This window comes from Rhodococcus sp. NPDC080181 (assembly GCF_040702225.1).
Taxonomy (GTDB): Bacteria; Actinomycetota; Actinomycetes; order Mycobacteriales; family Mycobacteriaceae; genus Rhodococcoides; species Rhodococcoides fascians.
On record NZ_JBFBKN010000029.1, the window covers coordinates 1 to 15,021 of the forward strand.

At 64.5% G+C, this 15,021-nt stretch carries 17 protein-coding genes and 1 pseudogene; 6 read left to right on the forward strand and 12 right to left on the reverse strand.

The annotated features are described in order from the left end of the window. Positions 1–146: 146 nt before the first annotated feature. Positions 147–797, reverse strand: a complete 651-nt coding sequence (gene deoC / locus AB0O58_RS23255) for a deoxyribose-phosphate aldolase (protein ID WP_032399559.1) — start codon at positions 795–797, stop codon at positions 147–149. A gap of 58 nt (positions 798–855) precedes the next feature. Here deoC and AB0O58_RS23260 point away from each other — a divergent pair, with 58 nt between their 5' ends. Together AB0O58_RS23260 and purU are read left to right on the forward strand one after the other, a co-directional pair. After that, on the forward strand, positions 856–1,698 hold the full coding sequence (locus AB0O58_RS23260) for a class I SAM-dependent methyltransferase (protein ID WP_032399560.1): 843 nt from the start codon (positions 856–858) through the stop codon (positions 1,696–1,698). A 13-nt stretch (positions 1,699–1,711) separates the two neighbouring features. After that, positions 1,712–2,596 carry a formyltetrahydrofolate deformylase gene (purU, locus tag AB0O58_RS23265; protein WP_366238849.1) on the forward strand — a complete coding sequence of 295 codons (885 nt, stop codon included), beginning with the start codon at positions 1,712–1,714 and terminating at the stop codon, positions 2,594–2,596. 10 nt (positions 2,597–2,606) lie between these two features. Here the strand turns inward: purU and AB0O58_RS23270 are convergent, their stop codons facing one another. The 5 genes from AB0O58_RS23270 to AB0O58_RS23290 form a co-directional block, all read right to left on the reverse strand. Further along, positions 2,607–3,638, reverse strand: coding sequence for an alpha/beta hydrolase (locus AB0O58_RS23270; protein ID WP_032365182.1), 1,032 nt, complete (start codon positions 3,636–3,638; stop codon positions 2,607–2,609). 74 nt (positions 3,639–3,712) lie between these two features. Then, positions 3,713–4,003, reverse strand: coding sequence for a DUF2516 family protein (locus AB0O58_RS23275; protein WP_027498392.1), 291 nt, complete (start codon positions 4,001–4,003; stop codon positions 3,713–3,715). Positions 4,004–4,070: 67 nt separating this feature from the next. Next, on the reverse strand, positions 4,071–4,865 hold the full coding sequence (locus AB0O58_RS23280) for a heparin-binding hemagglutinin (protein ID WP_366238850.1): 795 nt from the start codon (positions 4,863–4,865) through the stop codon (positions 4,071–4,073). Continuing rightward, positions 4,858–5,325, reverse strand: a complete 468-nt coding sequence (locus AB0O58_RS23285; protein WP_027498394.1) for a helix-turn-helix transcriptional regulator — start codon at positions 5,323–5,325, stop codon at positions 4,858–4,860. Before AB0O58_RS23285 ends, AB0O58_RS23280 begins: the two co-directional genes overlap by 8 nt. 73 nt (positions 5,326–5,398) lie before the next feature. Continuing rightward, positions 5,399–6,673 carry a DUF445 family protein gene (locus AB0O58_RS23290; RefSeq protein ID WP_363799753.1) on the reverse strand — a complete coding sequence of 425 codons (1,275 nt, stop codon included), beginning with the start codon at positions 6,671–6,673 and terminating at the stop codon, positions 5,399–5,401. 140 nt (positions 6,674–6,813) lie between these two features. Here AB0O58_RS23290 and AB0O58_RS23295 point away from each other — a divergent pair, with 140 nt between their 5' ends. Next, positions 6,814–7,491: a TetR/AcrR family transcriptional regulator gene (locus AB0O58_RS23295; protein WP_228139367.1), complete on the forward strand. Its 678-nt coding sequence runs from the start codon at positions 6,814–6,816 to the stop codon at positions 7,489–7,491. Here the strand turns inward: AB0O58_RS23295 and AB0O58_RS23300 are convergent. Continuing rightward, positions 7,488–7,661 carry a hypothetical protein gene (locus tag AB0O58_RS23300; protein WP_167326064.1) on the reverse strand — a complete coding sequence of 58 codons (174 nt, stop codon included), beginning with the start codon at positions 7,659–7,661 and terminating at the stop codon, positions 7,488–7,490. The two genes, AB0O58_RS23295 and AB0O58_RS23300, sit on opposite strands and share 4 nt — an antisense overlap. A gap of 72 nt (positions 7,662–7,733) precedes the next feature. On the opposite strand from AB0O58_RS23300, the gene AB0O58_RS23305 reads away from it, so the two are divergent. Both AB0O58_RS23305 and AB0O58_RS23310 read left to right on the forward strand, forming a co-directional pair. Further along, the gene (locus tag AB0O58_RS23305) at positions 7,734–8,279 is read left to right on the forward strand and encodes a type 1 glutamine amidotransferase domain-containing protein (RefSeq protein ID WP_366238851.1); all 546 of its coding nucleotides are present in this window, start codon (positions 7,734–7,736) and stop codon (positions 8,277–8,279) included. A 16-nt stretch (positions 8,280–8,295) separates the two neighbouring features. Further along, on the forward strand, positions 8,296–9,285 hold the full coding sequence (locus AB0O58_RS23310) for an iron-siderophore ABC transporter substrate-binding protein (RefSeq protein ID WP_363799749.1): 990 nt from the start codon (positions 8,296–8,298) through the stop codon (positions 9,283–9,285). Between the two features lie 70 nt (positions 9,286–9,355). Here AB0O58_RS23310 and AB0O58_RS23315 read toward each other — a convergent pair. Then, positions 9,356–9,815: pseudogene (locus tag AB0O58_RS23315) on the reverse strand (PPOX class F420-dependent oxidoreductase). A 32-nt stretch (positions 9,816–9,847) separates the two neighbouring features. Between AB0O58_RS23315 and AB0O58_RS23320 the strand changes: the two are divergent. Then, positions 9,848–10,705 carry a PPK2 family polyphosphate kinase gene (locus tag AB0O58_RS23320; protein WP_032381231.1) on the forward strand — a complete coding sequence of 286 codons (858 nt, stop codon included), beginning with the start codon at positions 9,848–9,850 and terminating at the stop codon, positions 10,703–10,705. 79 nt (positions 10,706–10,784) lie between these two features. Here the strand turns inward: AB0O58_RS23320 and AB0O58_RS23325 are convergent, their stop codons facing one another. From AB0O58_RS23325 to aceA, 4 genes are all read right to left on the reverse strand, one after another. After that, complete coding sequence (locus tag AB0O58_RS23325; protein ID WP_027498401.1) at positions 10,785–11,825, reverse strand: NAD(P)-dependent alcohol dehydrogenase; 1,041 nt, start codon at positions 11,823–11,825, stop codon at positions 10,785–10,787. A gap of 96 nt (positions 11,826–11,921) precedes the next feature. Beyond that, positions 11,922–12,197, reverse strand: coding sequence for a hypothetical protein (locus AB0O58_RS23330; RefSeq protein ID WP_027498402.1), 276 nt, complete (start codon positions 12,195–12,197; stop codon positions 11,922–11,924). A 91-nt stretch (positions 12,198–12,288) separates the two neighbouring features. Then, entirely contained in the window at positions 12,289–13,164 is an 876-nt protein-coding gene (locus tag AB0O58_RS23335; protein ID WP_032369795.1) for a 3-hydroxybutyryl-CoA dehydrogenase, read from the reverse strand. 162 nt (positions 13,165–13,326) lie between these two features. Beyond that, entirely contained in the window at positions 13,327–14,616 is a 1,290-nt protein-coding gene (gene aceA, locus AB0O58_RS23340) for an isocitrate lyase (protein WP_027498404.1), read from the reverse strand. Positions 14,617–15,021: the final 405 nt, after the last annotated feature.

A 15,021-nucleotide genomic window follows, 5' to 3' on the forward strand; every position in this document is an offset into this window, starting at 1 on the left:
CGAAGGCCGACACATCACATGAAAGACAGCCATCGGCGTCAGAGCGGAAACGAGTCATACCTTCCACCTCGACGAACGACTCCAGTATCACTGAGCGGAAACTCGTAGCCCACTACGAGTTTCCGTGCACGTGCGACGCAGTCGCTCTAGTTCAGCCCGTCCAGCACCGCACGGGTACCCGATAGCCCCAACCGCGTGGCACCGGCGTCGATCATGGCCAGGGCAGCGTCCGTGGTGCGGATGCCGCCGCTGGCTTTGACGCCCAATCGTCCGCCGACGGTCTCGGCCATCAGCCGCACCGCCTCGACGCTCGCGCCGCCAGCGGGATGGAATCCGGTCGATGTCTTGACGAAGTGAGCTCCGGCCTTCTCCGCGGCGCGGCACACTTCGACGATCGCCTCATCGGACAGCGCTGCCGATTCGATGATCACCTTGAGTACGGCGTCGCCGATGCCTTCGCGGACGGTCACGATGTCGGCCAGTACGGCGTTGTAGTCCCCGGCGATGGCCGCGCCGACGTCGATCACCATGTCGACCTCGTCGGCCCCCTGCTGCACGGCCAGCCGCGCCTCGGATCCCTTGATCAGCGAATGATGCTTGCCCGACGGGAATCCGGCCACCACAGCGGTGATCATTCCCTCGGCGCGAATCGGCAGCATCGACGGGGAGACGCACACGGCGAGCACTCCCAGCTCGCGGCCTTCCTCGATGAGGGCCTCCACGTCGGCGGCCGTGGCCTCCGGCTTGAGCAGGGTGTGATCGACCATTCCGGCGAGGGCGGCGCGGGTGAGTGTCATGAACCCAGCTTTTCACAGCACCGCATGTCGCGGCCCTGTCGGTCTACCATTCTCGGCTATGGACGCAGCCTCGCTCGCCGACACGTTCAACGCCACCAGCAGAGAGTTCGACGCGGTGACGCCGCTGGTCTGGGGCCCGGCCGGGCAGTCGCTGACGTTCGCTCTGGGGCTGCGATCCGGCGACGCCGTACTGGACGTGTGTTCCGGCACGGGGGCGTCGGCGCTTCCCGCCGCGGCAGCTGTCGGCCCGGACGGCCTGGTCCATGCCGTCGACCTCGCCGACGACCTGCTGGAGGTGGGCCGGGTGCACGCCACCGAACGCGCCCTGCGCAACATCGACTTCGTCGTCGCCGACGCCACGGCCTGGGAACCGCCGTCTACCGTTCCCGACGCCGGATACGACGCCCTGGCGTGTTCGTACGGCATCTTCTTCCTGCCGAATCCCGAGCGGGACTTCTCGCGTCTGGTGTCGCTGGTCCGGCCGGGTGGCGGCGTCGGGGTGACGGTGTGGCGTCAGGGCGCGATCGAGGCGTTCTCCCGTGCGTACTTCGAGGTGATCGCAGCACATTCACCGTCCACGGAGCAGATGGGCCGCCTCGCGCAGGAGGGGTACGACAAGCACCCGATCCGGCGCATGGAGACGGCCGATCTGCTCGGCACGTGGCTCGCGGCGGCCGGTACGACGGACGTCCGGGTGGTCGAGCTGAGCAATCATGTACCTGCCACGGAGTCGTTCGTGTGGAGCTTCGTGTTGGGCAGTGCTCTGCGCGGTGCCCTCACCCCGTTCGACGAGGCAGCGGTCGGGCGGATTCGAGCGGACTTGTTCGCGTCGCTGACCGAGCGCGGCATCGATTCGATCGATCTCGGGACACTGGTGGCAACCGGGTTGCGAGCGCCCTGAGAGAATTGCCCTCATGAGTTCTTCCGTGTCCGAGGATCGCCGCTACGTTCTGTCCCTCGGTTGCCCAGACAAGACGGGCATCGTCGCCCGTATCTCCACGTTCCTCGCCGAGGTCGGCGGCTGGATCGTCGAGGCCGCCTATCACGCCGATCCCGATACCGGTTGGTTCTTCACGCGTCAGGCCGTGCGGGCCTCGTCGGTGAGCATGAGTGTCGAGGATCTGCGGGCCCGCTTCGCCGAAGTGGCTGCCGAGCTCGGTCCGGAAACCGAATGGGCACTGCATGATTCGGGCGCACCCAAGCGAGTCGTACTGCTGGTGAGCAAGGAAGCACACTGCTTGCACGATCTCCTGGGCCGCGCGGCCGGCTGGGAACTACCCGCCCAGATATCGGCCGTGATCGGCAACCACAGGTCGCTCGAGCCCATCGCTGCGGCGCACGGAACACCCTTCCATCACGTCGAGTTCGCGAAGGACCCGTCCGAGCGCGGACCGGCCTTCGAGGAAGTCCGCTCGCTCGTCGACTCCTACGACCCGCACGCAGTGGTGTTGGCGCGCTTCATGCAGGTGCTGCCCGAGTCGCTGTGCGAGCACTGGGCCGGTCGCGCCATCAACATCCACCACAGCTTCCTGCCGTCGTTCGTCGGTGCTCGGCCGTACCACCAGGCATTCGCCCGTGGCGTCAAGCTCATCGGCGCGACGTGCCATTACGTGACGGCCGAGCTCGACGCAGGTCCCATCATCGAGCAGGACGTCATCCGCGTCGACCACTCCGACGAGGTGACCGACATGGTGCGTCAGGGGCGCGACATCGAGAAGCTGGTGCTCTCCCGCGGCCTGCGCTGGCACCTCGAGGATCGCGTCCTGGTGCACGGACGCAAGACCGTGGTGTTCAGCTAGACCGTTCGGGTCACAGGTTCCGCAGACGAACGACTTCGGCGTTGAAGTCGTCGATCGCTTCCACCGAGCTCATGTGGCCGATTCCGGGGATCACGATCAGTCGGCTCAGGTGGTCGTGGTCGTCGAGTGCTCGGGCGAGCTTGCGCGCGTGCACGGGCGGGGTCAGTCGATCCGCAGATCCGACGAGCACGCTGGTGGGCACGGACATGTTCTCGAGCGCCTCGCGGATGTCGAGGTCGCTCAACGCAGCGCCCCAGATACCCCGGGTACGCGGCGCGCACTCGAGCACGATCTTCTCGCAGAACGCCACCTCGGCGGGCGTGGCACCGGGGGCCATCGAGATGTACTTGATGGCTTGGCGGGTCACCGGGGACGGCCGTAGCGGTAGCGCCGAGCTCAGCACAGCGCGTCCCACCGGAGCGGGTACCCGTGGGAAGCGCTGCGGCAACGGGATGACGGTGGTCTCTCGGACGAGGGAATCCGTAGCCGTGCTGGCGAGCAGCACGGCGCTGACCAGGCGGTCGACCTGATCGGGGTAATTTCCGGCCCACGCCATGATCGACATGCCGCCCATACTGTGCCCCACCAGGACGGTCTTGTTGTCCTCGGTGACGGTGGCCGAGAGAACGGCCGACAGGTCGTCGGCCAGTACGTCGGGGCTCAGCGGACGCGTTCCGACGTCGCTGCGCCCGTGTCCGCGCTGGTCGTAAACGATGACGCGGTAGCGACCTGCGAGCGCATTGATCTGCGGAAACCAGTAATCGGCCGAGCAGGTCCAACCGTGACTGAACAGGACGGGTTCGGCATCGGGGTCACCGTAGCTGCGCACGTGCAGGTGTGCGCCGTCGTCGGTGACGACTTCGGTGACGGTCGGCTCGGCCGTGGGATGCTGCAGCAACTCGTCCGGCTGCACGTCCGTGGTCTTGGTGAACGAATGGAGTCGACGTCGCCGAACGACGAAGGCCCCGATGCTCGCGGCAGCGGCGATGCCTCCGACTCCGAGCAGCGAACGTTCGATTACCTTGCGTGAAACCACTGATATTCCCCTCTACCTGTGACCCCCGAGCGGGTGCGGTAGAGGTTACGCCCAGCGCCGAACGGGTGCTTGAAGCCCCTCTACCAGCGCGGTCCGCGCTGAATTCCGTCGATCTTGGGACGCACGTCCACCAGGTACACCGCGATCGCGACGACTCCGATGATCCAGAACATGATGACGATCGGGCCGATCAGCGTCAGCAGCAGCCCGACGGCCAGAATGCCCAGCCAGGCGTTCTTGGTCAGCTTGCCGGTGGCCGGAAAAGCGTCGGCACGTTGGCGTAGCGCGTGGAAGATTGCGTACGCAGCCCCTGCAATCGAGATGATTTGCAGGATCAGGAAGATCGTCTGGGAGAAGCTGCTCGCAATCACGTCGCCCAGTGTACGAGAAACGACCCCTGCACCGTGCGGTGCAGGGGTCGTTTTCTTTACGAGTGCTTTAGCTGGTGGTCTTCTTGGCCGGAGCCTTCTTGGCAGCCGGTGCCGGTGTGGTCTTCTTGGCGGCCGGTGCCGGGGCAGCCTTCTTGGCCGGTGCCGGAGCAGCCTTCTTGATCGGTGCGTCGGCGGTGCCGCGGGTCTTGGATTCGACCTTGCCTGCCACGCCGCTCACCTTGTCGGACGCCTCGACGGCCTTGTCTTTGGCTTCGTCGCCGGCTTCGTCGATGTTCTCGGCGAGCTCGTCGGCGGCCTCGGAGATCTCGTCGGCACCTTCGCGAACCTTGTCCGACGCGATGCCGGCCAAAGCTGCGGCGCGCTCGCCGACCGCGCGGGTCTGCGATGCGACAGTTCCGAGAGCGTGCTCGGTGAGGTCGACTACGTCGTTGGCGGCGGAGTTGGCGCGTTCGAGGCCTTCTTCGACTGCCGGGGTGCGGCGGATGCGCTCGACGGTCTCTTCGCCGCGCTCGGCGAGCGAGGTGTACAGGTCGGACGCGACCTTGAGGTACGCCTCGGCTACCTTGCGAAGCTCGTCCGGGGTGAAGCGCTCGCGGAGCTCGGCGATCTCGTCGGGCAGCTCTGCGGGCAGGTTCGTCAGGCGCTCGCGGAGCGACTCGACGCCCTCGGTGACCTCGTCGGAGAGGTCTGCGATGCGAGCGTTGACCTCGCTGGTACGGCTCTCGGCGCGCGAGCGCACCTGTGCCACGACATCTGCGACGGCCTGGACGACTGCGTCGCCGGCACCGACAGCTGCGTAGATCGGAGTCTTCACGTTCTCGAAGTTCTTGGAATCAGACATCTGGTGTCTCCTGTTCGTCGGTTTCGGGCTCTTGCGTCGACTCGTTCTCACGACAGAACGAGTCGTAGATCTCGATCAGCACTTGCTTCTGCCGTTCGGTGATGTGCTCATCGCCGAGCAGAGCTTCGCGCACCGGACCGTGGGGACGCGCTTCCAAGATCCCGGCCCGGACGTACAGCACCTCGGAGGAGACGCGCAGACCCTTGGCTATCTGCGCAAGCACTTCTGCGGACGGATTGCGTAGTCCGCGTTCGATCTGGCTCAGATACGGGTTGCTCACTCCGGCCCTGCTCGCGAGCTGCCGCATGGATACCTGTGCGGCTTCTCGCTGGGACCGGATGTAGCTTCCGATGTCCTGGGCTGCAGTCGTGACGACTGCGGCGACAAGGTCTCCGGCCTCGGCGACCACCTGCGTCGCCTCGGTCGCTTTGGCGACCAGATCCCCCTCGTTCTCGGCCATCTCGGCCTCCTGGTTTCGGTGTCCTACTGGACGGTACCGAAGGGTGCTAACTATTGCAAGCACTCTGCTAGCACTAGTGCCCGAAGATCAGGTCGGAGACGGTGTAGATCGCCAGGCCTGCGATGGAACCGACGACGGTGCCGTTGATCCGGATGAACTGCAGGTCTCGTCCGACCTGCAGTTCGATCTTCCTGCTCGCTTCCTCGGCGTCCCAGCGCGCGACGGTGTCGCCGATGATCGTCGTGATCTCGTCGGCGTAGTTGGCAGCGATGTAACGGGCCCCACCCAGCAGCCATCCGTCGGCCTTTCCGCGCAATTCGTCGTCGTCGCGCAGTCGAATGCCGAAGTTGGCCGTGTTCTCCTTGATCTTGTTGCGCAAAGTACTCGTCGGATCGTCGACCGACTCGGTGATCAGACGCTTGGCCACCTTCCACGTCGACGCGGCGAGCCCGGTGATCTCCTCGCGGCCCATGATCTGCGCCTTGAGCTTCTCGGCCTTCTCGATGGTGGCCGGATCGTTCTGCAGATCGTTGGCGTAGTCGACGAGGAACTTGTTCGCCGCCAGGCGCACCTCGTGTTCGGGATTGGAGCGGATCTTCCACGTGAACTCGACGAGTTCCTTGTAGACCTTCTCCCCCAGCAGCGTGTCGACGAACTTCGGCGACCAGTTGGGCGAGTCCCGGGCGACCACACGATCGATCATTTCCTGGCTGCCCAATGCCCACTGATGAGCCCGCTCGGCCAGCATGTCGATCAGCGGCAGCTGACGATTCTCGCGAAGCAGCTCGTCGAGGATGCGGCCGATCGGCGGCCCCCATTGCGGATCGGCCAGTCGGCGCACGATGGTGCTGTCGATGACGGCGGTGATGTCCTCGTCGTTGAGCACGTCGACCACGCCGTGCAGCACCGTTGCCGCCTCGGCCGCCACCCGTTCCGCATTGTCGGGTTGGGCGAGCCAGGTGCCGAGTCGCAACGGCACCTGGGCCGACGCGACCTTCTCCGAGACGACCTCGGGCGCGAGGAAGTTGCTACCGACGAACGAGCTCAGGCTGGCACCGAGCTGGTCCTTCTTCTTCTTGATCAGGGCCGTGTGCGGAATCGGAATGCCCAGCGGATGCTTGAACAGGGCCGTCACTGCGAACCAGTCCGCCAGCGCGCCCACCATGCCCGCCTCCGACGCCGCTCGGACGTACCCCACCCATGCCCCGGCCCCGGTGGATTCCTGCCAGCGGCAGAAGAGATAGACGATCGAGGCTAAGACGAGGAATCCCGTCGCGACGGTTTTCATCTTGCGGAGGTCGCGACGCTTGGTCTCGTCGTCGAAGTTCATGAGCTGCACACCCGACATTGTGCCCAGAATCGCAACCGATCAACCGGGCACGGCCCCCTCCTGTGTCGTACCCGACGCATAAGGTGGGTGACGTGGTGAAAAATAGTGCGGCGGCAGCCTCGGAGGACGCCCCCGAGGCGGACGCGGACAAGCCCAAGATCGAGAAGCCGGACGGCCGCAAGCGTCGATGGCGAGAGCACAAGATCGCCCGACGCGAGGAGCTCGTCGACGGTACGTTGGCCGCGATCCGGCTGCGTGGTCGCGAGATCGGGATGGACGAGATCGCGTCGGAGATCGGTATCTCGAAGACGGTGCTCTATCGGTATTTCACCGACAAGAACGATCTGACCAGCGCGACGATGTCTCGGTACGTCGAGACCACCCTCGCGCCGCGCATCTACTCCGCGATCTCCCACGAGCTCGACGAGTACGAGCTGACCCGGGTGGTGGTGACCGCCTACGTCGAGACGGTGGCCACCGATCCCGAGGTGTACCTCTACGTGATGGCCAACAACGCCGGCAACAACCGGGACGTGGTGGCCGAGTCCGAGCGCATGATCGCCGAACTCCTCTCCACCGTGTTGGGTGAGCGGCTGCGCCAACGCGAGATGGATTCGGGCGGCTCGGTGCCGTGGGCGTTCGCCATCGTCGGCGCAGTCCAGTTGGCCACGCACTGGTGGATCTCGAACAAGTCCATGTCCGCCGATGACCTGATCGACTACCTCTGCATGATGATGTGGGGCGGCATCCACGGCGTGGCCATGGCCGACGGCTCACCGGCCAAGTTCAAGTCTCAGCCGCATCCTCTGGTGGACGACGAGCCGGGTAAGTCCTAGCGCTCGTCGTATTCGTCGTCGAGCGGAACTTCGGTGCGTTGTTCGATGACGTCCGTGGCGTCGGCCTCGACGGGGAGATCGCCCGCATCCGGCTCGTCCGGTTCGTCCGCGATCGGCAGATTCTGCTCGACGCGATCCTCGGTCGGAGATTCGATCGGTGATTCGCTCATGTGTCCATTCGTACCACTGCCGCGCACACGGTTCTCGTTTGAAACTCGATCGCGCCGGTAATCCGAACGAGCATGAGCAACGAAACATTGTCCGGACGCCGCATTGCCGTTCTCGCCACCGACGGTGTCGAGCAGGTCGAATTGGTGCAGCCCCGTGAAGCCGTCGAAAATGCTGGTGCCACAGTCACATTGGTGTCGCTCGATCACGGCGACATCCAAGCCATGAACAGCGACGTGAACGCAGGCGACACGTTCAGTGTCGACAAGATCGCGGGCGAGGTATCGGTCGACGACTTCGACGCGTTGATCCTGCCCGGCGGCACCACGAATCCCGATCAACTGCGCGTGGATGCGGACGCAGTGGAGTTCGTGCGCGCATTCGTTCAGGCGCACAAACCGGTCGGAGTCATCTGCCACGGCGCGTGGACGTTGGCCGAAGCAGACGTACTGAAAGGCCGCACGCTGACGTCCTACCCGAGCATTCGGACCGACCTGCGCAACGCCGGTGCGACTGTCGTCGACGAGGAAGTGGTCGTGGACGGCAACCTGGTGTCAAGTCGTAACCCCGACGACCTGCCTGCCTTCTGCGCGAAGATCGTGGAGCACTTCCGCGCTTGATAGGTTAGCGTGCCCTATGCGCATTTCTCGATCTCTGGCCCTGCCTGCGGCAGCCGTGGCCCTCGCTCTGACCCTGACCGCGTGCGGATCCGGTAATTCCGACGGCGGCGACTCGGCCGACTCGGCTGCTGAAGGCACCGTCGTCACCGACATGTTCGGGGAGGTCGAGGTGCCGGCCGACCCCCAGCGAGTAGTTGCACTCGGCTGGTCCGACGCCGAAACCGCACTGGCTCTCGGCGTGCAACCCGTCGGAGCCAGTGACTGGCTCGGCGTCGGAGGCAACGGCCTCGGCCCCTGGGTCACCGAAAAGTACGACACCGACCCGACGATCCTGGCCACCTACGACATCGACGTCGAATCGGTCGCCGCCCTGGCACCGGACCTGATCCTGTGGACCCGGAGCACCAACGACAAGGCCGTGTACGACCAGCTGTCCGACATCGCCCCCACTGTCGCGGCCCCTCCGGGAACCGACGTCGCCTACGGCACCACATGGGACGGGCAGACCGAGATCGTCGCCGAGGCGCTCGGAAAAGTCGACGAAGGCAAGAAGCTGATCGACGACACCAAGGCTCAATTCGCCGAGACCGTCGCTGCCAACCCGGAATTCGCCGGCAAGTCCGTCGCCGTCGGCACGCTGTACAGCGGCCAGAGCGGGGCCTACGTACGCGGCGACACCCGAGTCGACTTCCTCGAAGCACTCGGACTGACGAACGCCCCGGCCATCCAGGACCTCGCCCAACCCGGGAAATTTAGCGTCGACCTGTCCGAGGAGAACATCGCGAACCTCGACGCCGACCTGACGGTCATGTTCCCCATCGGCAGCGGACCCGAGGTCATCACCGAGAACCCGCTCATCCAGGGACTCCCGTCGGCCCGCGACGGACGCCTCGTCGTGCTCGGTGACACCGACCTGTCCAACGCATTCTCGGCCGCCTCGGTCGCGGGAACCCGATACGCACTCGACAACGCAGTGCCACTGTTCGCAGCACCACTGAAGGCCTAGCTCACACCCGCCCGGGAGGGCTTGCGACACTCTTCCCGGGCGGGCTTGTCACACTCTTCCCGGGGGCTTGTCACACTCTCCCGGGCGGGAAGCCACCCGCGGCGATCGGGCCCCAGGTGTCGATCGTGATGCGGATCAACGACTTTCCCTGCTTCACCATCGCCGCGCGGTACTCGTCCCAGTCCGAGTGCTCGCCGGCGATGCTGCGGAAGTACTCCACCAGAGGCTCGACGGCGTCGGGGAGATCGATGATCTCGGCCGTCCCGTCGACCTGGACGTAGTCGCCGTTCCAGTCGTCGCTGTGTACCAACACGGTGACGGCCGGCGTGCGGCGGATGTTGTGCACCTTGGCGCGCTCGGGGTAGGTGGCGATGACGATGCGGCCTTCCGAGTCCACGCCTGGACACCGGGGAGACCTGCAGACTGTCGTCGCGCTTACGCGTGATCAGGGTGTGGTGGTGCCGCGGAGATACGAATTCGAGCAGTTGCTCACGCGACACAGTCTCGGCTTTTGCGATGGTAGGGGCCATGAATCCCATGGTAGAGAAGTAGTCTTTCGCCTATGGCCGACAAGTCGAAACTGTGGACGCTCTCTCCCGTCGATGTGCTGCGCGCCAGTGCCTCTCCTCGGGTGGAGGACATCGATTTCACCGCCACTCCGGGGTTCGACGGCGCGAAAGCACACGGCAACGACGTCCTCGAGCAGCGCGGTGCGGTCCTTGCGGCGCTCCAGGAAAAGCTCTATGCCCACGGGCGCGCAGGCGGCACCAAGTCGGTTCTGCTCGTGCTGCAGGGCATGGACACTGCGGGCAAGGGCGGCATGGTCAAGCACGTCATCGGGATGGTCGATCCGCAGGGCGTCGACCTCGCGTCGTTCGGGGTGCCGACCCAGGAGGAGAAGCAACACCACTACCTGTGGCGCATCCGCAAAGCTCTTCCGCGCGCAGGCCGAATCGGGGTGTTCGATCGGTCCCATTACGAGGACGTTCTCGTCGTCGCGGTCCACGACCTCGTGCCACGGCAGGTGTGGGAGAAGCGATTCGACGAGATCAACGCTTTCGAGAAGGAGTTGGTCGACGAGGACACGGTCGTCGTCAAGGTGGCCTTGTTCGTCTCGGCCGACGAACAGAAGAAGCGACTGCAGGAGCGGCTGGATCGACCCGAGAAGCACTGGAAGTACAACCCGGGCGACGTCACCGAGCGTGGTTTCCTGCCGCAGTACCGGACGGCGTATCAGCGGGTTCTCGATCGCACGGATACCGACCACGCACCGTGGTACGTCGTCCCGTCCGACCGCAAGTGGTACAGCAGACTGGCCGTCACGGAAATTCTCATCGACGCGCTCGAAAAGCTCGATCTCGATTGGCCCGCAGCCGATTTCGATGTCGAACACGAGAAGCAGCGACTCGCCGAGAGCTGAACCCCCTTCGAAGGCGTGAATGGTCCATCGACCCCCGTCTGGGCAGGTCGATGGACCATTCACGCGTCCAAGGAGACAGTTACAGCGTGGCTGCGTCGATCACGAAGCGGTAGCGCACGTCGGACTTGACGACGCGGTCGTATGCCTCGTTGATCTTCTCGGCCGGGATGACCTCGATCTCGGCACCGATGTGGTGCTCGGCGCAGAAGTCCAGCATTTCCTGGGTCTCGGCGATGCCGCCGACCATGGAACCGGCGAACGAGCGACGGTTGGCCAGCAGGTTGAATGCAGGCACCTCGAGGGGCTTCTCGGGAACACCGAGCTCGACGAGTGTTCCGTTGCGGGCCAGCAGTCCCAGGTACTTGCCCATGGGCAGGTTGGCCGAGACGGTGTTGAGGATCAGGTCGAACTTGCCCTGCAGATCCTTGAGCGCGGTGGTGTCCTTGGTGGCGTAGTACTCGTCGGCACCGTAGGCCTTGCCGTCTGCTTCTTTCGCATCCGTCTGGCTCAGCACGGTGACGTGCGCGCCCATGGCGTGAGCGATCTTGACGCCGATGTGTCCGAGGCCGCCCATACCGATGATGGCGACCTTCTTGTCGGGGCCGGCTCCCCAGTGCTTGAGGGGCGAGTACAGCGTGATGCCTGCGCACAGCAGCGGCGCTGCGACGTCGAGTTCGACGCCTTCCGGGATTCCGAGTACGAACTTCTCGGTGACGACGATCTGGGTGGAGTAGCCGCCGTTGGTGAACTCACCCTCGTAGGTGGTGGAGTTGTACGTCTGGACGACGCCCTTGGTGCAGTACTGCTCGTCGCCGTCGAGACATGCCTCGCACTTGCCGCAGGAGTCGACGAAGCAGCCGACGCCCACGCGGTCGCCGACCTTGCGGGTGGTCACCTCGGAGCCGACCTCGGCCACGATGCCGGCGATCTCGTGTCCGGGAACGACGGGGTACGTGGTGCCGCCCCACTCGTTTCGGGCGGTGTGGATGTCGGAGTGGCAGATGCCCGCGAACTTGACGTCGATGAGGATGTCGTGCGGTCCGACTGCGCGTCGCTCGATCGTCGCCTTCTCGAGCGGAGCGTCCGGAGCGGTGGCCTGGTAAGCGGTAGCTGAAGTCATATCTACATTGCTACCTACGCATCTGTGTAAGCGCAACACAGCTACCGCTACGACCAGGCTATTCCTGCTCCGAACGAGTCGTTCGCAACAGTAACGTCAGCTGTTCTTGGCGATATTGACGCCGAGCCATCCAACATACGCTGCCAGACCGACCAGTCCGATCTTGCGGGTCTTGGGGTACGCGATCGCCACGCCGACGGCCAGTTCTGTGGCCCCGTTACGACTGATCCAGGTTCGAGTGTCCTTGGGGAACGGAAGCTTGGTGATTCCCTCGAAGGCCTCCGGCACCACGAAATGGGCCGCGCCTGTAGCGGCCAACCCGATTCCGAATGCCTTGGGCACCAGACCGTTCGACTTCTTGGACTTGCTCACTGACATGCTCCCTGGGATCGATGGATTTGCACCGGCAGACCGACAATAGCGCTCTGCAAGCCGCTGCGCGGCGACCCGCCCGAGACGCCCACTACTTTGCTACGCGGCCGTTCTCGTAGCGGTAGAACCCGGCCCCGGTCTTCTTGCCCGTCTGTCCCGCCTCGACCATGCGCAGCAACAACGGCGGTGCCGCGAACAGCGGCTCGTCGAATTCCGAATACATGGAGTCGGCAATGGACTTGACGGTGTCGAGACCTACGAGATCCGCGAGCGCGAGCGGTCCCATCGGGTGCGCCAAACCCAGAACCGTCGCTTTGTCGACGTCTTCCTTGGTGGCGAATCCCGACTCGACCATGCGGATCGCCGAGAGCAGATACGGAACGAGAAGTGCGTTGACGACGAAGCCCGAGCGATCCGCGGATCGCACCACCTGCTTGCCGAGAACATCTCCGGCGAAGGCTTCGGCGCGGTCGGCCACCGCATCGGACGTTGTGCTCGTGGTGACCAGCTCGACGAGTGGCAACACCGGTACCGGATTGAAGAAATGAAGTCCGACGACGCGCTGCGGTGCCGTGGTGGCCGACGCGAGCGTCGTGATCGGAATGGACGAGGTGTTGGACGCGAGCACGGCATTCGCGTCGGACACCACCGCGTCGAGTTCTGCGAATATTGCCGACTTGATCTCTTCGTCCTCGAGGACTGCTTCGACGACCAGTTGGCGGTCTGCGAAGTCCCCGAGGTCGCAGGTGAACCGCAACCGGGAGGCGGCGTGTTCTCGTTCGCGCTCGGTGATCTTGCCGCTGCTCACTCCGCGGTCCAGTGATTGCAGGATGCGGCTGCGGCCGGCCGTCGCCAGTTCGCGAGTCTGTTCGTAGACCGCCACGTCGACGTGCGCGCGGGCGCAGACCTCTGCGATTCCCGCACCCATCTGTCCGGCTCCGACGATCCCCACCCTCTCGACCGTCACTGAGACACTCCTTCAAAAAACATTGCGCTACAACATCTTTGGTGAGATGGGGGTAACTCTTGCCGGGTACGCCCAAGACCCTCGCGATACAGAACAGGCGGCCCGCAACGAAAGTTGCGGACCGCCCGACTGGTGCGCTGAAGGCCAGGAGAGGCGGTACCTCTAGTGGAACTGGCCTTCTTCGGTGGAGCCCTTCAGTGCTGCCGTCGAGGTGTTGGGGTCGACGGTGGTGGCGATGCGGTCGAAGTAGCCGGCGCCAACCTCACGCTGGTGCTTGATGGCGGTGAAGCCACGCTCTTCGGCAGCCTTGAACTCACGCTCCTGCAGGTCGACGAACGCGGTCATGCCTTCGCGGGCGTAGCCGTGTGCCAGGTCGAACATGCCGTAGTTGAGCGAGTGGAAGCCCGCGAGGGTGATGAACTGGAACTTGAAGCCCATGGCGCCGAGTTCCTTCTGGAATTTCGCGATGGTGGCGTCGTCCAGGTGTGCCTTCCAGTTGAACGAAGGCGAGCAGTTGTAGGCGAGCAGCTGGTCCGGGAATTCGCTGCGAACCGACTCGGAGAACTTCTTGGCGACCTCGAGGTCCGGGACGCCGGTCTCCATCCAGATGAGGTCTGCGTACGGTGCGTAGGCCTTGGCGCGAGCGATGCAGGGCTCGATGCCGTTCTTGACGCCGAAGAAGCCTTCTGCGGTGCGGGTTCCGTCGAGGAACTCGCGGTCACGCTCGTCGACGTCGGAGGTGATCAGCGTGGCTGCCTCGGCGTCGGTGCGGGCGATGATGACCGAGGGGACGTCGGCGACGTCCGAGGCCAGACGGGCGGAGGTCAGGGTGCGGATGTGCTGCTGAGTGGGGATGAGCACCTTGCCACCGAGGTGGCCGCACTTCTTCTCCGATGCGAGCTGGTCTTCCCAGTGCACGCCGGCAGCACCGGCCACGATCATGGCCTTCTGCAGCTCGTATGCGTTCAGTGCGCCACCGAAGCCTGCTTCGGCGTCGGCCACGATGGGCGCAACCCAGTTCTTGACGGACGTGTCGCCCTCGATCTTGGCGATCTCGTCGGCGCGCAGGAGTGCGTTGTTGATGCGACGGACGACCGACGGAACCGAGTTGGCCGGGTAGAGGCTCTGGTCCGGGTAGGTGTGGCCCGAGAGGTTGGCGTCGCCGGCGACCTGCCAGCCGGAGAGGTAGATCGCCTGGAGGCCGGCGCGAATCTGCTGCACGGCCTGGTTGCCGGTGAGGGCACCGAGCGAGTTGATGTAGTCCTCGTTGTTGACGAGATCCCACAGGATCTCGCTGCCGCGGCGAGCGAGTGTGGCTTCTTCGACCACAGTGCCCTGGAGGTCGGAGACCTGCTGCGCGGTGAAGTTACGGGTGACGCCCTTCCAGCGCGGGTTGGTGTCCCAATCCTGCTGAATCTCGGCGGTGGTCTTCGGGGTGCCGGTGGTCGACATCGGAGCTCCAGTCTCTTCTCTGCTTCTCGGCCTGCCGCGAGACGAATCTTCACATCGTTGCCAGGCCCTTCTGGTGTACTCCAAAACAATGGCACACCCGAAAACAGGCGTCTACCAGTTGTTAGTGCCAATCTTGGCTAGCTTTCCAGAGCCCTTTGCTAAGTCTGCGAATTTTTGGGGCTCGCATACCTCGCCGATCGGGCGGCGTGGTTACTCGTCGGTAGCGACGAATCCCCAGTTGGTGAACGGAATGAACAAAATTTCTTACGGGACGCTTGTACGGTTTGAATCGAGCGTCTGAATCGAGTCAGAAAAGGGCCTGGTAGTGATGGACGTCACACACGTTTCGTCTCACGATGTGGACGCCGAACGGCGTGCTCCACTCGCGATCTCTCATCGGAGAAT